Source organism: Pseudomonas sp. MYb541 (assembly GCF_037479595.1).
GTDB classification, from domain to species: Bacteria; Pseudomonadota; Gammaproteobacteria; order Pseudomonadales; family Pseudomonadaceae; genus Aquipseudomonas; species Aquipseudomonas canadensis.
This window is the reverse complement of the sequence record NZ_JBBGYS010000008.1, coordinates 38344-54228: the sequence shown is the minus strand read 5'-3', so window position 1 is coordinate 54228 and position 15885 is coordinate 38344. Positions and strand designations below refer to the sequence as shown.

Annotated in this window: 12 protein-coding genes, 6 tRNA genes and 1 pseudogene; 14 read left to right on the top strand and 5 right to left on the bottom strand. The window is 59.9% G+C overall.

What is annotated here, in order from left to right; genetic code table 11:
* Positions 1-30 precede the first annotated feature (30 nt).
* Together WH299_RS07035 and WH299_RS07030 are read left to right on the top strand one after the other, a co-directional pair.
* A complete protein-coding gene (locus WH299_RS07035; protein WP_339549925.1) occupies positions 31-849 on the top strand; it encodes a DUF4892 domain-containing protein in 819 nt (272 codons plus the stop codon).
* Between the two features lie 72 nt (positions 850-921).
* Positions 922-1983 carry an AI-2E family transporter gene (locus WH299_RS07030; protein WP_016979537.1) on the top strand — a complete coding sequence of 354 codons (1062 nt, stop codon included), beginning with the start codon at positions 922-924 and terminating at the stop codon, positions 1981-1983.
* Here WH299_RS07030 and WH299_RS07025 read toward each other — a convergent pair.
* Together WH299_RS07025 and WH299_RS07020 are read right to left on the bottom strand one after the other, a co-directional pair.
* Positions 1980-3014 (bottom strand): sensor histidine kinase, encoded by a 1035-nt coding sequence (locus WH299_RS07025; protein ID WP_339549923.1) that lies wholly within the window; start codon positions 3012-3014, stop codon positions 1980-1982. The genes WH299_RS07030 and WH299_RS07025 overlap by 4 nt on opposite strands.
* Positions 3014-3778: a response regulator gene (locus WH299_RS07020; RefSeq protein WP_122686770.1), complete on the bottom strand. Its 765-nt coding sequence runs from the start codon at positions 3776-3778 to the stop codon at positions 3014-3016. The genes WH299_RS07025 and WH299_RS07020 overlap by 1 nt, the downstream gene beginning before the upstream one ends.
* 260 nt (positions 3779-4038) lie before the next feature.
* On the opposite strand from WH299_RS07020, the gene pyrF reads away from it, so the two are divergent.
* The gene (pyrF, locus tag WH299_RS07015) at positions 4039-4737 is read left to right on the top strand and encodes an orotidine-5'-phosphate decarboxylase (RefSeq protein ID WP_010211681.1); all 699 of its coding nucleotides are present in this window, start codon (positions 4039-4041) and stop codon (positions 4735-4737) included.
* A gap of 106 nt (positions 4738-4843) precedes the next feature.
* On the opposite strand, the gene WH299_RS07010 is transcribed toward pyrF, so the two are convergent.
* Complete coding sequence (locus tag WH299_RS07010) at positions 4844-5851, bottom strand: NADP-dependent oxidoreductase (RefSeq protein ID WP_028615738.1); 1008 nt, start codon at positions 5849-5851, stop codon at positions 4844-4846.
* Positions 5852-6080: 229 nt separating this feature from the next.
* Here WH299_RS07010 and WH299_RS07005 point away from each other — a divergent pair, with 229 nt between their 5' ends.
* From WH299_RS07005 to WH299_RS29625, 4 genes and pseudogenes are all read left to right on the top strand, one after another.
* Positions 6081-6842: an SDR family oxidoreductase gene (locus tag WH299_RS07005; RefSeq protein ID WP_339498783.1), complete on the top strand. Its 762-nt coding sequence runs from the start codon at positions 6081-6083 to the stop codon at positions 6840-6842.
* A gap of 203 nt (positions 6843-7045) precedes the next feature.
* Positions 7046-8458, top strand: a complete 1413-nt coding sequence (locus WH299_RS07000; RefSeq protein WP_126571009.1) for an aminotransferase-like domain-containing protein — start codon at positions 7046-7048, stop codon at positions 8456-8458.
* A gap of 114 nt (positions 8459-8572) precedes the next feature.
* Positions 8573-9682: pseudogene (locus tag WH299_RS29630) on the top strand (HAMP domain-containing protein); the annotation flags it as partial.
* Positions 9659-10540: a methyl-accepting chemotaxis protein gene (locus tag WH299_RS29625; protein ID WP_445262702.1), complete on the top strand. Its 882-nt coding sequence runs from the start codon at positions 9659-9661 to the stop codon at positions 10538-10540. The pseudogene WH299_RS29630 and the gene WH299_RS29625, both read left to right, overlap by 24 nt.
* Before the next feature lie 36 nt (positions 10541-10576).
* Here WH299_RS29625 and WH299_RS06990 read toward each other — a convergent pair whose 3' ends face one another.
* Positions 10577-11389: an alpha/beta fold hydrolase gene (locus WH299_RS06990; protein ID WP_122725322.1), complete on the bottom strand. Its 813-nt coding sequence runs from the start codon at positions 11387-11389 to the stop codon at positions 10577-10579.
* 274 nt (positions 11390-11663) lie between these two features.
* Positions 11664-12434, bottom strand: a complete 771-nt coding sequence (locus tag WH299_RS06985; protein WP_028615743.1) for a hypothetical protein — start codon at positions 12432-12434, stop codon at positions 11664-11666.
* A 360-nt stretch (positions 12435-12794) separates the two neighbouring features.
* Here WH299_RS06985 and WH299_RS06980 point away from each other — a divergent pair.
* The 7 genes from WH299_RS06980 to WH299_RS06950 all read left to right on the top strand — a co-directional run bounded on the left by WH299_RS06980 (position 12795) and on the right by WH299_RS06950 (position 15860).
* A tRNA-Glu gene (locus WH299_RS06980) sits at positions 12795-12870 on the top strand.
* A gap of 4 nt (positions 12871-12874) precedes the next feature.
* Positions 12875-12950 (top strand) — tRNA-Gly (locus WH299_RS06975).
* Positions 12951-13054: 104 nt separating this feature from the next.
* Positions 13055-13130, top strand: a tRNA-Glu gene (locus WH299_RS06970).
* Between the two features lie 4 nt (positions 13131-13134).
* Positions 13135-13210, top strand: a tRNA-Gly gene (locus WH299_RS06965).
* Positions 13211-13313: 103 nt separating this feature from the next.
* Positions 13314-13389: transfer RNA gene (locus tag WH299_RS06960), tRNA-Glu, on the top strand.
* A 3-nt stretch (positions 13390-13392) separates the two neighbouring features.
* A tRNA-Gly gene (locus WH299_RS06955) sits at positions 13393-13468 on the top strand.
* Positions 13469-13865: 397 nt separating this feature from the next.
* Positions 13866-15860, top strand: a complete 1995-nt coding sequence (locus WH299_RS06950; RefSeq protein ID WP_339549919.1) for a M3 family metallopeptidase — start codon at positions 13866-13868, stop codon at positions 15858-15860.
* Positions 15861-15885: the final 25 nt, after the last annotated feature.

The window sequence follows — 15885 nt, the reverse complement described above, 5'->3', positions numbered from 1 at the left end:
GACCTCCGATGGCCAGGGCTCGTTGATCTTATGAGCGTGCGTAAAGGATGTATCCGTATCCTGGGCTTGAGCCTTTTGAGCCCACTGGTATTCGCCGCCGACGTACCAGGCAGCCAGGACCTGCCCACCGTGGCCCGTCAGGTCGACTCGCAAATCGTCGACTACCGTCCCGCCGAAGAAAAAGAACGTATCTACCCCATGGGCGCGATCCGCAAGATCAGCGGCCAACTGCGTTACGAAGGCCAGGCCATCGCCCGCGGCCAGACCACCGCCATCACCTATGAACTGCCCGCCGAACACAGCTCCAGCGCCGCGTTCACGGCCACGCGTGAAGCCTTGCAGGAGAAGGGCGCGCAGTTATTGTTCTGGTGCCAGGCACGGGATTGCGGTGAAAGCAGCCTGTGGGCCAATGAAGTGTTCGGCAACGCCAAGCTGGTCGGCGCCGACGGCCAGCAGGAATACCTGCTGCTGCGCCTCGCGGCGCCGCAGGAAAACTCCCTGGTGGCGCTGTACGGCATCACCCGTGGCAACCGCCGCGCCTATTTGCATGTGGAGCAATTGGATGCCAGCGCGCCGCTGGCCGAGCTGCTACCCACCTCGGCGACCCTGCTGCGTGAATTGAAAAGCACCGGCGAACTGGATTTCCCTGCATTGGGCGGCGACCCTGACGACACCTGGCTGACCCTGATTTCCCGTGGCCTGAACCTGGATGCCACGTTGCGCGTCAACCTGACTGGCCCGACCGCCGAAGCCTGGCGCCAGGCGCTGGTCGACAAAGGCGTGCGCGCTGCACGCATGGAAACCGGCACGGGTGACGCCAAGGGCCTGCACCTGCATCTGATACGCTAGGCGTAACAGGGCGAACGGACCCATGCCGTTCGCCTAAGCTGTCTTCCTACAGTCTTCCTTTCGAGATCCTACATGCTCAATAACGATCGCCTACTGGTGCAAATCCTGCTGCTGGTGCTGTTCGGTGCCAGCTTCTGGGTGATGGCGCCGTTCTGGTCGGCGCTGTTCTGGGGCGCGGTGCTGGCGTTTGCCAGTTGGCCGCTGATGGTCCTGCTGACCCGCTGGCTGGGTGGCCGGGAATCCTTGGCTGCCGGCATCCTGACGTTGGGTTGGATGCTGCTGGTGGCGCTGCCGCTGGTGTGGCTGGGTTTCAACCTTGCGGACCATGTGCGCGATGCAACCGCATTGATCAAGGATATTCAGGTCGATGGTTTGCCGGAAGCGCCTACCTGGCTCGGCTCGATCCCCTTTGTCGGCGAGCGGCTGGTGGGCATGTGGGACAGCATTGATCAGCAGGGTGCAGCGTTGATGGTCAGCATCAAGCCGTACCTGGGGCAGGTCGGCAATTGGTTGCTGGCGCGCAGTGCGCAAATCGGTGGTGGGATTCTGGAACTGACCCTGAGCCTGGTATTCGTGTTCTTTTTCTATCGGGACGGGCCGCGCCTGGCGATGTTCGTCCACCGTCTGCTGGAACGCTTGATCGGCGATCGCGCCGGCTACTACATCGAACTGGTGGCCGGCACGGTGCAACGGGTGGTCAATGGCGTGATCGGCACCGCCGCCGCGCAAGCCCTGCTGGCATTGATCGGCTTCTGGATCGCCGGCGTGCCGGGTGCATTGGTGCTGGGCATCGTCACCTTCCTGCTCAGCCTGATCCCCATGGGCCCGCCGCTGGTGTGGATCCCGGCCACGGCCTGGCTGGCCTGGAAGGGCGACTACACCTACGCGGTGTTCCTTGGCGTATGGGGCACGTTCATCATCAGCGGCGTGGACAACGTGCTCAAACCCTACCTGATCAGCCGTGGCGGCAACCTGCCGCTGGTGATCGTGCTGCTTGGGGTGTTTGGCGGCTTGATCGCCTTTGGGTTCATCGGCCTGTTTATCGGCCCGACCCTGCTGGCGGTGGCCTACAGCCTATTGATGGATTGGAGCGCGACCCAGGCCCAGGGGCGACGGGAAGACAAACCGCTTTAAGCCCTGGGCAACCACATCACGGCGGTCAAGCCACCGCCGGGGGTTTCTTCCAGGTGCAGCCGACCGCCGAGGCGTTCGGCCGCTTCCTTGGAAATCGTCATGCCCAGGCCGACCCCGCCAGAGTTGCGATTGCGTGAGCCTTCCAGCCGATAGAACGGCTCGAACACCGCCTCACGCTTGTCGACGGCGATGCCGGGGCCGTGGTCGATCACGCGGATCACCAAGGCCTCGCGGCTGTCCGTCAGCTCGATGCGCGCCGTACCGGCATAGCGCAGGGCATTGTCGATCAGGTTGTTGAGGCACGAACGCAAGGCCATCGGCTGCACCTGCAGCGGCGCGCAGGTGCCGGCGAATTGTACGTCGGAGCCTTGGTCCTGGGCGTTTTCGCTCATGGACTCGACCAACGCTTGCACGTCCAGCCAGTGTCGGGTTTCGCTGGTGCGTTGTTCGTGCAGGTAGCTCAGGGTGGTGTCGAGCATGCCGATCATGTCGTCCAGGTCCTGGCGCATCTGGCCTTGCAACCGAGTGTCTTCAATCTGTTCCAGGCGCAGCTTCAAGCGTGATAGCGGCGTGCGCAGGTCATGGGAGACCGCGCCGAGCATGCGCGCGCGTTGGCTGACTTGTTCGCGGATGCGCCGTTGCATCAGGTTGAAGGTCGACGCGGCTTGCTGTGCTTCACGCGGTCCCGACTCGTCGAGGGGCGGGCTGTCGAGGTCCAGGCTCAAGCGCTCGGCAGCTTCGCTCAGGCGCTGAATCGGCCGGCTCAGCAGCTTGGCGCCGTACCAGGCGGCGATGATCAACGAGATGAACTGGAACGTCAGCGGCACCACCGGGCCGCCAAACCACGGTCGCTTGTGCTTGGGCAGGGGCTTCATCGTGCCGTCAGGCTGTTCGACAAAGGTTTCCTGGGGCGGCGGCGGGGGCGGGCCGTAATAGCGAAACCAGGAGATCGCCAGCACGTGGGCCAGCACAATCGCCACCAGCAACACGCCAAACAGTCGACCGAACAGCGTGTTGAAGGCGTTGCGCATCAACCGATATCCCGCGCATCGAACAGGTAGCCTTCGCCGCGCACGGTCTTGATCAGTTGCGGGGCCTTGGGGTCGTCCCCGAGTTTTTGCCGCAGGCGCGACACCAGCAAGTCGATGCTGCGATCAAAGGCTTCAATGGAGCGGCCACGGGCGGCATCCAGCAATTGTTCGCGGCTCAACACCCGGCGCGGGCGCTCGATGAAGACCCACAGTAGGCGGAATTCCGCGTTGGACAGCGGCACCACCAGGCCATCGTCGGCCACCAGTTGGCGCAATACGCTGTTGAGACGCCAATTGTCGAAGCGGATGTTGGCGCGCTGTTCGGTGCGGTCATCGCGCACACGGCGCAGGATGGTCTGGATCCGCGCTACCAGCTCACGCGGCTCGAACGGCTTGGACATATAGTCGTCGGCGCCCAGTTCCAGGCCGATGATGCGGTCCGTCGGCTCGCAGCGGGCGGTGAGCATCAGGATCGGAATGTCGGACTCCGCGCGCAGCCACCGGCAGAGCGAAAGGCCGTCTTCACCGGGCAGCATCAGGTCGAGCACCACCACATCGAAGGTTTCAGCCTGCATGGCCTGGCGCATGGCGGTGCCGTCGGTGACGCCGGTGGCCAGGATGCCAAAACGGGCGAGGTAGTCGATCAGCAGTTCGCGGATCGGTACATCGTCGTCAACGATCAGCGCGCGGGTGTTCCAGCGCTTGTCATCGGCGATCACTGTGCCTTTTTGCTCGTCGTTCACAGAGACGGAAGGGGTCTGCATAATGCGATCATCTGCCTGGTCGTTGCGGTCAGCATAGGCGTCCAGCCCCATGGCTGGAAGTGCTGGTCGGTGGGTCGTGCGAGCGAGGCTAGCCGTGGGGCGTGTTGGGGGCATGTCGTGAATGTATCAGCTTTGAAATAATTGCCCTTAAATGCCTGCCCGATGGCGCTTGGTCAGTATTTACCGATCATCGGATCCCGCAACGCCGCCGCTTGCGCTACAATCCGCGCCGATTTCGACTTGCCTGAGAGCCCATTCCAATGTCCGTCTGCCAGACTCCTATCATCGTCGCCCTGGATTACCCCACTCGTGACGCCGCACTGAAGCTGGCTGACCAGTTGGACCCGAAGCTTTGCCGGGTCAAGGTCGGCAAGGAACTGTTCACCAGTTGCGCCGCAGAAATCGTCGGTACCCTGCGTGATAAAGGTTTCGAGGTGTTCCTCGACCTGAAATTCCACGATATCCCGAACACCACCGCCATGGCGGTCAAGGCCGCTGCCGAAATGGGCGTGTGGATGGTCAACGTGCACTGCTCCGGTGGCCTGCGCATGATGAGTGCTTGCCGTGAGGTGCTGGAACAGCGCAGCGGTCCCAAGCCTTTGTTGATCGGCGTGACTGTGCTCACCAGCATGGAACGTGAAGACCTGGCCGGCATCGGTTTGGACATCGAGCCTCAGGAGCAGGTGCTGCGACTGGCGGCCCTGGCGCAGAAAGCCGGTCTCGACGGCCTGGTGTGCTCGGCGCTGGAAGCCCAGGCCTTGAAAACCGCGCACCCTTCGCTGCAACTGGTGACCCCGGGGATTCGTCCGGCGGGCAGCGCTCAGGATGACCAGCGCCGTATTCTGACGCCGCGACAGGCGCTGGACGCGGGTTCCGATTACCTGGTGATTGGCCGTCCGATCAGCCAGGCGGCCGATCCGGCCAAAGCGTTGGCGGCAGTGGTTGCAGAGATCGCCTGAACAACACTCCCTGTAGGAGCCGGCTTGCCGGCGATAGCGGCCTTTAGATCAATGCAAGACTCAAGGGCCTCATCGCCGGCAAGCCGGCTCCTACATAAGCTGGGGGTCAGTTGACCTTCAGTACCAACTTGCCGAAATTCTCGCCGTTGAACAGCTTCATCAATGTCTCCGGGAACGTCTCCAGCCCCTCCACGATATCTTCTTTGCTCTTGAGTTTGCCTTGGGCCATCCAGCCGGCCATTTCCTGCCCGGCAGCGGCGAAGCCTGCGGCGTGGTCCATCACTACGAACCCTTCCATGCGCGCTCGATTGACCAGCAGTGACAAGTAATTGGCCGGACCTTTCACGGCTTCCTTGTTGTTGTATTGGCTGATGGCGCCGCAGATGACCACGCGGGCTTTCAGTGCCAGGCGGCTGAGGACGGCGTCGAGAATATCGCCGCCGACGTTATCGAAATACACGTCCACGCCCTTGGGGCATTCGCGCTTGAGGGCCGCGGGCACGTCTTCGCTTTTGTAGTCGATGGCGGCGTCGAAGCCCAATTCATCTATCAGGAACTTGCACTTGTCGGCGCCGCCGGCAATGCCCACCACGCGGCAACCCTTGAGCTTGGCGATCTGCCCGGCAATGCTGCCCACGGCGCCCGCCGCGCCGGAAATCACCACGGTTTCGCCGGCCTTGGGTGCACCCGTTTCCAGCAGCGCAAAGTAGGCGGTCATGCCGGTCATGCCCAGCGCCGATAGATAGCGCGGCAAAGGCGCCAGTTTCGGATCAACCTTGTAGAAGCCACGTGGCTCGCCGAGGAAATAATCCTGCACGCCCAGGGCGCCGTTGACGTAGTCGCCGACAGAGAATTTCGGGTTGTTTGACGCAATCACCTCTCCCACACCCAGTGCGCGCATTACCTCACCGATGCCGACAGGCGGAATGTAGGACTTGCCTTCATTCATCCAGCCACGCATGGCTGGGTCGAGGGACAAGTATTCGTTGCGCACCAGCACCTGGCCCTCCTGGGGCGTGCCCACCGGGACTTCCTGATAAGTGAAGGTGTCCCGGGTGGCTGCGCCGACCGGGCGCTTGGCGAGCAGGAATTGGCGGTTGGTTTGGGCGGTCATGGCAGCGACTCTTCTGGAAATGAACCTGAAGTGATAGACCTTCAACGGGTAGGGAGCAAGGTTCACCGAGAGCGCGAATGCCGGTCGATAGGTGGTGTTGATAGTTGACCTAGGTCTCTTATCACTGTGATCCATGCAGCGCCAACCGGCGGTTTGATAGTGCTGACGCGTCCAAGGCGGCGTTGGCTAGACTCGACCCACGGCTATTTTCTCCCACAGGACATCTTCTATGAGCATGACGTTTTCCGGCCAGGTTGCCCTGGTGACCGGCGCCGCTGCCGGTATTGGCCGCGCCACCGCGCTGGCGTTCGCCGCCGAAGGCTTGAAGGTCGTGGTTGCCGACCTGGACGCGGTGGGCGGCGAAGGCACCGTCGCCCTGATCCACCAGGCGGGTGGCGAAGCGCTGTTTGTGCGTTGCAACGTCACGCTGGAGGCGGAAGTGCAGCAATTGATGGCCCAGACCATCGCCGCCTATGGTCGCCTGGACTATGCATTTAATAACGCCGGGATCGAGATCGAAAAGGGCAAGCTGGCCGACGGCAACCTGGATGAGTTCGACGCAATCATGGGCGTTAACGTCAAAGGCGTGTGGTTGTGCATGAAGCACCAGTTGCCGCTGTTGTTGGCCCAGGGCGGCGGCGCCATTGTCAACACCGCCTCGGTCGCGGGCCTGGGGGCTGCGCCGAAGATGAGCATTTATGCGGCCTCCAAACATGCGGTGATCGGCCTGACCAAATCGGCGGCCATCGAGTATGCGAAGAAGAAAATCCGCGTCAACGCAGTCTGCCCGGCGGTGATCGATACCGACATGTTCCGGCGCGCCTATGAGGCCGACCCACGCAAGGCTGAATTTGCCGCCGCCATGCACCCGGTCGGGCGCATCGGCAAGGTCGAGGAAATCGCCAGCGCGGTGCTATACCTGTGCAGTGATGGCGCCGCATTTACCACAGGCCAAGCTTTGGCGGTGGACGGTGGTGCGACCGCTATCTAGGACCTCACGCCGTCCTTCATTCGAAAAGGTTTGGGGGGCTGTGGGGCGTTTCCATAGCTGGCACCGTGCCCTGTCAGAATGTGTATCAATAGGTAAATAATTCAATAGAATCAATACTTTAATAAGACTTGGCGAGCGGTCGAAATGCGCTTCTGTGCTTAACTGTTCTGGGTTGAATATCAGTCAGTTGAAGTGAGTGGCGCATGGATTTAGGGATCGATCGACAAGCCCTTGTACCGGTGGTGCAGCAAATTATCAGCGCCGTGGCGCAATGGATTCGCATGAGTGGGGTGAGCCCCGGCACGCGCTTACCGTCCGTTCGACAGGTGGCCCTCGATAACCTGCTCAGCCAATCCAGCGTGATCGAGGCGTTCGAGCGGATGGTCGCCCAGGGATTGCTGGTTTCCAAACACGGTTCGGGTTTCAGCGTGGCCCAGCCGTCAACGTTGTATGAGGACCAGTGGTATGAAGGCGCGGAGCGGGAATGGGGCGCCTTCGTTGATAGTCCTCTGGGCGAGTTGAAGCTGGGCTGCGGTTGGTTGCCCGATGCCTGGCGTGAAAGCGATGACATCAGTTACGCGATTCGTGAAGTCACTCGAACCGACACCGCCGGCCTGTTCAATTACAGCACGCCATTGGGGTTGCCGGCGCTGCGCGAGCAACTGTTCAAGCGTCTGAGTCGAATCCACATTGCCGCCCACCAGGACCGTATCCTCATCACAGCGGGCGCGAGCCATGCCCAGGACTTGCTGATACGCACGTTGCTCAAGGCCGGCGACTGCGTGGTGGTCGAAACACCCGGGTACGGCAACCTCTATCGGCAATTAGGCTTCCACGGCGTGCAATTGCTGCAAGTGCCGCGAACCCCTGGTGGCCCTGACATTCCGGCGCTGGAAGCGCTGCTGCAGCAGCATCGGCCCAAGTGCCTGTTCATCAACAGCCTGTATCACAATCCCACCGGCTCCAGCCTGAGTCGTACCGTGGGCGAGCGTTTGCTGGCGCTGGCGCAGCGCGACAACTTCCTGATCATCGAAGAGGATGTCCTCGGCGACCTGCAGCACCCCAGTTGTACGCGCCTTTCGGCGTTACCCCATGATGATCGGGTGATCTACGTCGCCAGCTTTTCCAAGACCTTGAGCAGTGCCTTGCGCGTGGGTTACCTGAGTGCCAGCGCCGCGATCATCGCGCAGTTGGCCAGCCTCAAGACCCTGACCGGTTTTGGCACCTCACGCTTCGCCGAATCGGTGGTGGCCACGCTGCTGGCTAATGGCACTTATCGCAAATGGGTACAGCGCTTGCGCAAGCGGCTGAATACGCAAATGACGGCTACGCTGCAGGTGCTGGAGGACGAGGAGTGGGAGGTGTTCGCCGCACCTGCTGGCGGCATGTTTTTGTGGGCGCGACCAAGGGCAAGCGATCCATCGCGGTTGCAGGCGTGCGCCCGCAGACTCGGGGTTTTGTTGTCGTCGGGAGCGCTATTCAGCCCAACCAGCGAGCCCAGTGAGTGGTTGCGCATCAACGTGGCCTATGCCGATGATCAACGGGCCTTGGCGTTGTTCCGCGCCATGGGGCCCGCCAGATCGACCTCGACCATTCTGAAAACGACGGGCGTGTAGCTTTTTGCCATTATTGTGGCGCCAACGACTTGTGTTCAGTGCCTTGTGGTTGCGAATCTCGCCTGTGTAAACCGGGCTTGATGGCAACCGCCATTGCAAGAGGATTCAAGTGCAATGATTTCGGCCGTGCAACGACAATTCGCCAACCTCGGTATGGCGAAAAAACTGGGCTTGGGTTTCACCCTGGTATTGCTGCTGACGGCCTTGGTCGCGGCGATCGGTGTGTGGTCCCTGCAAACCGTTGGCCAGCGTTTCGAAGGGCTCAAGGCCATGTCGTCGCTTAACAGCGGCTTGCTCAAGGTGCGCCTGATCGAGCAGGACTACGCGTTGCACGCCGATCCCAAGGCCGTTGACGCCCTGCACGAAAGCGTCGATGCCCTGGCGGCTCTCGCGGCCAGTCTCAAGGCCCAGTCGGCGGCCAACGTGCCGGTGATGACTGATGTCGAACAGGCCTTGGCTGCCTACCGCAAGGCGTTCGATGAGTTTGTCGAATTGACCCAGACCAAAGACCTGGCGTTGGAAATGGCCAGTTGGTCGGTGTCCAGCGTGGCCAACAATCTAGATGTATTGCAGGCCGGGCTGGCGGATGACGGCGCCTATGGCTTGAAGGAAAGCCAGGGCAAGGAAGGCGCTGAGTTTATCGAGCAGGCGGGGCAGGTCAGCCAGGTGTCGCGCCTGATGCTGCAAGCAATGAATGAAGCCCATGTGCGGCTCGACCAGAGCCGCAAGGCCGATCAAGACGACGCAGAGCAGGGCAAGATCGAGCAGGCTGACCAGGCTCTTGCCCAGGTCGAGCAACTGAAGACCTCAGTCAAGGACTCCGGCTACCAGACCGTGCTCAATGAAGTTTCCGGGCATATCGCCGCGTTCAGTGAAAAACTCGGCGAGTACACCGGGCTGCTGGCGCAGGAAAAGGTGGTCTACAAGCAGTTGCATGATAGGGCGGAACAGGTCGTCAGCCGGGTCAACCAGGCCTACGACGCCGAAGACCAGTCGATGCAGGCGCAGTTGAAGAAAAGCGCACTGCTGATCATCGGCTCTTCGGCCTTGGCGTTGTTGGTGGGTTTGATTGCGGCCTGGGTGATCACCCGCTTGATCGTCGCGCCGCTGCGCAGCGTGATTGCCGTGGCCCAGCAGATTGCCGCCGGCGATTTGAGCGGGCGCATGGAGGTCAGCCGTCGTGATGAAATCGGCCAGTTGATGCAGGCGATGCAACAGATGGGCAACGGCCTGAGCCAAATGGTCAGCGGCCTGCAAGCCGGTATCGAGCAACTGGCCAGTTCGGCGCATTCATTGTCCAGTGTCACCGAGCAGACCAACGTCGAGGTCAGTAGCCAGAAAGAAGAAACCGAACAGGTCGCCACGGCGATGAACCAGATGACTGCCACCGTGCACGACGTGGCTCGCAACGCCGAAGAGGCCGCGCAAGCCGCACAGACGGCAGATGATAAAGTCGACAGCGGCCAACAGGTGGTGCGCCAGAGTTTGCAGCGCATTGAATTGCTGGCCACATCCAGCACCTCTGCCAGCGCCAGCATCGAGAGCCTGAGCGCTGAAATTCAAAATATCGGCACCGTGTTGAGTGTGATCAAAAGCGTGGCCGAACAGACCAACCTGCTGGCCCTCAACGCCGCCATCGAAGCCGCCCGCGCCGGCGAGCAGGGCCGAGGTTTTGCGGTGGTCGCCGATGAAGTACGGGCCTTGGCCAAGCGTACCCAGCAATCCACCGAGGAGATCGAACGACTGGTCAGCACCTTGCGCAGCGCCGCCGAGTCATCGGTGCAGCAGATCCAGCAAAGCGGAGAGTTGGTGAAGCTGGCGGTAAGCGATGCCCTGGAAACCGAAAGTGCGTTGGGCAGCATCGCAGTGGCAGTGTCGCTGATCCAGCAGATGAACCAGCAGATTGCCGCGGCGGCCGAGGAGCAAAGTTCGGTGGCCGAAGAGATCAATCGCAGCGTCACCAGTATCCGCGCCAGTGCCGATCAGTCGGCGCTGAGCATGCAAGGCAATGCCGCGTCGAGCATTCAACTGGCGCAGTTAGGCGCGGAACTCAAGGGCATGGTGGGGCACTTCCGCCTGTGATCGCCGCGCGTTGGCAGCGACCACAGGGGAGGGCGGTCAGGCGTTGTTGGCGAGGAAGGTCAGCAGGGCTTCGTTGACGAAGTCCGGGTTTTCCCTGGCGCTGATATGGCCGGCTTCGGGAATCAGGATCAGGCTGCAACCGATCAGGTTCGCCATCTCCTCGGACTCGGCGGGAGGGCGCGGTTTGTCCTGCTCGCCGCACATCAGCAACGTGGTGTCGGCGTCCAGGCGCGGCAGTTGCTCCAGTACGTCTTCGCGACTGAAGATCAATCGACCCAAGGGCACGATGCTCTGCAACAGACGTTCTTTCGAGTAACCCTGCAGTTGCCGGCGGAAATCCTGGTACAGCGCTGATTCGCGGTCGATACCCGGACGGAAGAATATCGGCGCGACCACATCCAGCAACGGCTCGGGGATGGCACCGGCGTCTTCAATCATCTTGAACAGCGAGAAGTAATACTGGCGCGTGGCCTCGGGCTCGGCGCCCAGGTAGGTGTCCATCAGCACCAGGCTGTTGATCCGCTCGGGCGCCTGCAGTGCCAGGCGTGCACCCCACATCCCGCCGACCGAGAGCCCCACCAGGTTGATCGCTGGGATATCCAGTTGGTCGAGCAGGGCCAGGGTCTGGCGCGCGAGGTCGTTCAGGGAATGGGTTTGCGCGGGCAATGCACCGGATTCACCATGGCCCCACAGCTCGGGCACGATCACACGGTATTGTTGCGACAGCGCTTCGATCTGCGGCGCCCACATGTCGGCGTCCCACAGGTAGCTTGAACCCAGCAGTACGACCGGGCCGGTGCCCTGGTCCAGGTAGTGCAGCGGTTGTCCATCAATGACGGCGACAGGCATAACAGGCCTCTGACTTCACGGAGTAAGGGGCACTTTTTTACGCTAGTCGGGGGCGGGGGGATAGATGCAAAGTGATGGCATCTTGTGAAGCGGTAGGTTGTTTGTACAGACCTGGTCTTGTAGTGAGCGGGCTTGCCCCGCGCTGGGCTGCGTAGCGGCCCCAATAAAAACCCCTCGTTCTGGCAGACAGATCGGGGGGTTAGGTTTTAGGGCCGCTGCGCAGCCCAGCGCGGGGCAAGCCCGCTCACCACAGGCCCGCCCAACTACCGCGCAATCAGTCGTAGATGACTTTCTTCTTCCACTCGGCGTCGGCATCCACCACTTTGAGGCCTTCGGTCAGTTCGTTGACCTCGTCTTCGGCGGGCTTGCTGTTGGTCAGCACCGTGGAGTTGGCGCGGGCAAGCTGGGCTTCCAGCTGTTGCAGCTGCGCGCTGTAGATCACCGGCTCCGGCTGTTTACGCAGGTATTGCACGCCACGCTCGAACGCCAGGCGTGCCTGGCCCGGCTGGCCTTGTTGCAGGGCGTGCTGGCCAAGGTTGTTGAAGAACTCGATGTGCAGCAACACCAGGATATGGCGGATTTCCCGGATCCAGTGCTTGGCCTCGTTGGCCGGCAGGAAACCGTCCTGGGCGGCGCGGGTGACCTGGCCGTGCAGGGCTTCGAGCAGGAAGCGCACATCCTTTGCCTTGGCTTCGGTCTGGATCGGCGCGGGCGGGTTGTTCACCGGGATTGATTCGCCTTGGGCCACCAGCGTATTCAGCTCGGCGATGCGAGCCTTGAGCGGTGCGCTGCCTTTGTTGAGGTTCAACAGGCGCTGGTTGACGTTGAGTTCCAGGCGGGTCATCAACAGTTTGAGCGCCGGGGTCATCAACTGGCCGGGGAAGGTCTCGGTGATTTCACCGCAGCGACGCAGGCGATCATTAAGCTCGATCTCGGTGCGCTTCTTTTCCAGCTTGTTGTTTTCCACCACGTGGTTCATGTAGCCAATGGCGATCAGTATTACGATCCCGGCTATTACCAGCAGGGTGATCATGAGTGGTGTCACCGGTGTGACCTCTTTATAGGGTTTACAGTGGAGTGTAGTGACTGGGCCATCCGGCGGATAGGACTGATCGACCAGTTGCCCGGGTAGTTTGCTTCTATATAGATAGGCGCTCCCTGCATGGATGCACATTGCCATCATTTGCTGGAGCGAACTATAGCGTCTTGTCGGGCGCCAGAATATAGGCGTCAAAGCCCGGACACGCACAATTCGCCCTCAGGCCCTGAAAGCAGGTCGAAGTCATTGATTTTAATAAATTTATCCTTGGGGGTTGACGACCTTTCAATCCATCCATAGAATGCGCGCCACTTAACGCGTAAAGCACACAGCGAAACGCAGCTAAGTAGTGAATGTTGTACGTGTGTCCCCTTCGTCTAGTGGCCTAGGACACCGCCCTTTCACGGCGGTAACAGGGGTTCGAGTCCCCTAGGGGACGCCAATATGCGGGAATAGCTCAGTTGGTAGAGCACGACCTTGCCAAGGTCGGGGTCGCGAGTTCGAGTCTCGTTTCCCGCTCCAAGTTTAAGCAGTGTGGCTCTCGGGCGGCACTGAGTGAAACCAGGGCATGATCTTCGGATCTAACCTCTGGACACTGAAATACACACCATGTGTTTCAGTTGTGTGTCCCCTTCGTCTAGTGGCCTAGGACACCGCCCTTTCACGGCGGTAACAGGGGTTCGAGTCCCCTAGGGGACGCCAATATGCGGGAATAGCTCAGTTGGTAGAGCACGACCTTGCCAAGGTCGGGGTCGCGAGTTCGAGTCTCGTTTCCCGCTCCAATTTAAGCAGTGTGGCCTTCGGGCGGCACTGAGTGAAACCAGGGCATGATCTTCGGATCTAACCTCTGGACACTGAAACACACACCATGTGTTTCAGTTGTGTGTCCCCTTCGTCTAGTGGCCTAGGACACCGCCCTTTCACGGCGGTAACAGGGGTTCGAGTCCCCTAGGGGACGCCATTTGCGGGAATAGCTCAGTTGGTAGAGCACGACCTTGCCAAGGTCGGGGTCGCGAGTTCGAGTCTCGTTTCCCGCTCCAAATATCGATCTACAGAGTTCCATGGAAGTCTGTAAGTCATTGAAAATAGACGCTTAGGCGTCTTTTTTCGTTCCGGTGCGATCAGCCGAAAACCATCGGTATCCTGACGTTTTCAGTCCAGAAATTAGTCCATGAAATCCGAATGGTCGCGGTAGCGTTTGTCGCTGGAGAGACGCGTTTGCGGGTACGGGCATCTATCCCTGAATCCTATTCAGGAACTCGTACTATGGCACCTTCCGCGCGCAGCGGTTCGCCAGTTCAAGGCGATCTGCAAACACTAAACCCTCGGTGATATTGGTCGACAGCTCGGCATTTCCCCCACGCATATATAGCGTCCCACGGACACTTGATCCTCCTAGACTGGTTTTTTTCACCGCCCCGTCTCAAGGAGAAGCCAATGCCCGAGAACAATCCACTTTTGCAGCGTTATGACTTACCACCATTCTCTGCCATACGAGCAGAGCATTTGATACCGGCTGTCCAGGCGATCATTGCTGAAAGTCGTGTCATGACCACAGAGATCATTGCCAGCCAGAAACCCTTCCCAGCATGGGACGATCTCGTGCTCGCCATAGATGAGTTGGAAGCACGCCTGGATGGCACCCTCACTATCCTCCAGCTACTGGGTTCCACCCGCATAGCGCCAGCCTGGCAGGAAGCAATTTCGCGCTGTCAGGAGCTGGCAGAGCAGTACAAGAGTGAGCAGGCACAGAACAGCGAGCTGTATCAGCTGTATCGGCGGCTCGCCGACAGCCCGATTGCTGCGCTGTTCAATGAAGAGCGTAAACGTGCACTGTATAAAATCTTGCGCAAGTACCACTTGGCCGGCCTTGATCTGTCGTCCGAGCAGCAGTTGCAACTGACAAACCTGAACATGGAAATCAGCATGTTTCAGTTCGAGTTTCTGGCACGGGTGGAGGATTCGAACACGGCATGGAGCAAGCACATCGAAGACAGATCGTTGTTGATCGGTTTGCCGAACGCTGTGCAGGCACGCATGGAGGCCGCAGCTCAAGCCGCAGGTTTGACGGGTTGGTTGCTGACCCTTTCAACTCAATCCTATCGCGACATTGTGACCTATGCGGACAATCGGGACCTGCGTCGGGAAATGATGGCTGCTTACTACAGCCGTGCGTCAGGCACAGGTCCTGATGACCTGATTACCAACAACGAACGGGTGTTGACGGTACTGCTTGATGATCGCCATAAAAAAGCGCAGCTCTTGGGTTATTCCAACTTTGCCCAACTGGCGGTGGCGGATCAGATGGCGGACACGACCGAGCAGGTCGTCGACTTTTTACATCACCAGATCGAGTTGTCGCGAAGCCTGTTTGCCCAAGATGCGGAGCAGGTTGAGAGCTTTGCTGCGCAGCATGGAATTACGGATGTGAAGCCTTGGGACATTCATTATGTCGCTGAAAAAATTCGCCAGGACGTGGCAGGCATTTCCCAAGAGGCATTTCGCAATTACTTCCCCTTGGAGACGGTGTTGCAACGATTGTGCGCCTTCACAAAAACGCTGTTCGGTGTTGATCTGATCGAACACGCGGCTGCCGATACCTGGCATGAGGATGTGCGGGTATTTGAACTCAGAGAGTATGCGGAGCCGATCGGATATTTGTTCATTAACCCCTATCGCCGACAAGAAGCAGCGGGATTTGGTGATGCTTTAGGCTTACGTAACCGGCGGATCACCGCCGAAGGCAGGCCACGAAGCCCCTTGGCGGTGCTAAACAGCCGGTTGCAGCCCCCCACCGAGACCCAACCCTGCTTGCTTGATCATTTGCAACTAAGGGTCTTGTTGCACGAGTTTGGTCATTGTCTGCAGCATCTGTTAACCGCCGCACCGTATCGGGCGATATCAGGCATCGGTCAATTGAGCCATGACTCTTCGGAGTTCGTCAGCCAGGTTCTGGAACAGTTTTGCTTCAAACAGTCGTTCCTGATTTGGCTATCAGGGCATTTCCAGACTGGACAACCCCTGCCTGACGATATCGCCTATAGGGTGAAGCGATTTGTCCATACTCAAACCAGTTGGGAAACGGCCTCTCTCTTGCTCTCCGGGCTCGTCGACTTCGAGTTGCACCGGACTTACGGCGACGGTCGAACACCTCATGATGTCTTCACCAGTGTCAATGCAGAAGTCGGGCTCTTGCAGTGGCCTGGTGATACCCGTCCAGTCAACAGTTTCGAACCGTTGGTGAGTGACTATGGGGCCAGAACTTATTCGTACAAGTGGTCGGGTGTACTCGCCAGGCAGGCGTTTGAACGTTTTGAGCGCGAGGGGCTGTTCAATCCTGCTACCGGCAAGGCATTCCGTGATGCATTCATCACCCTGGGTGATACCCGGCCACTGATGACGTCACTTGAGCTTTTTCTCGGTCGCTCATAGAGCTAGTCCAGTCTGTCCCATCAAT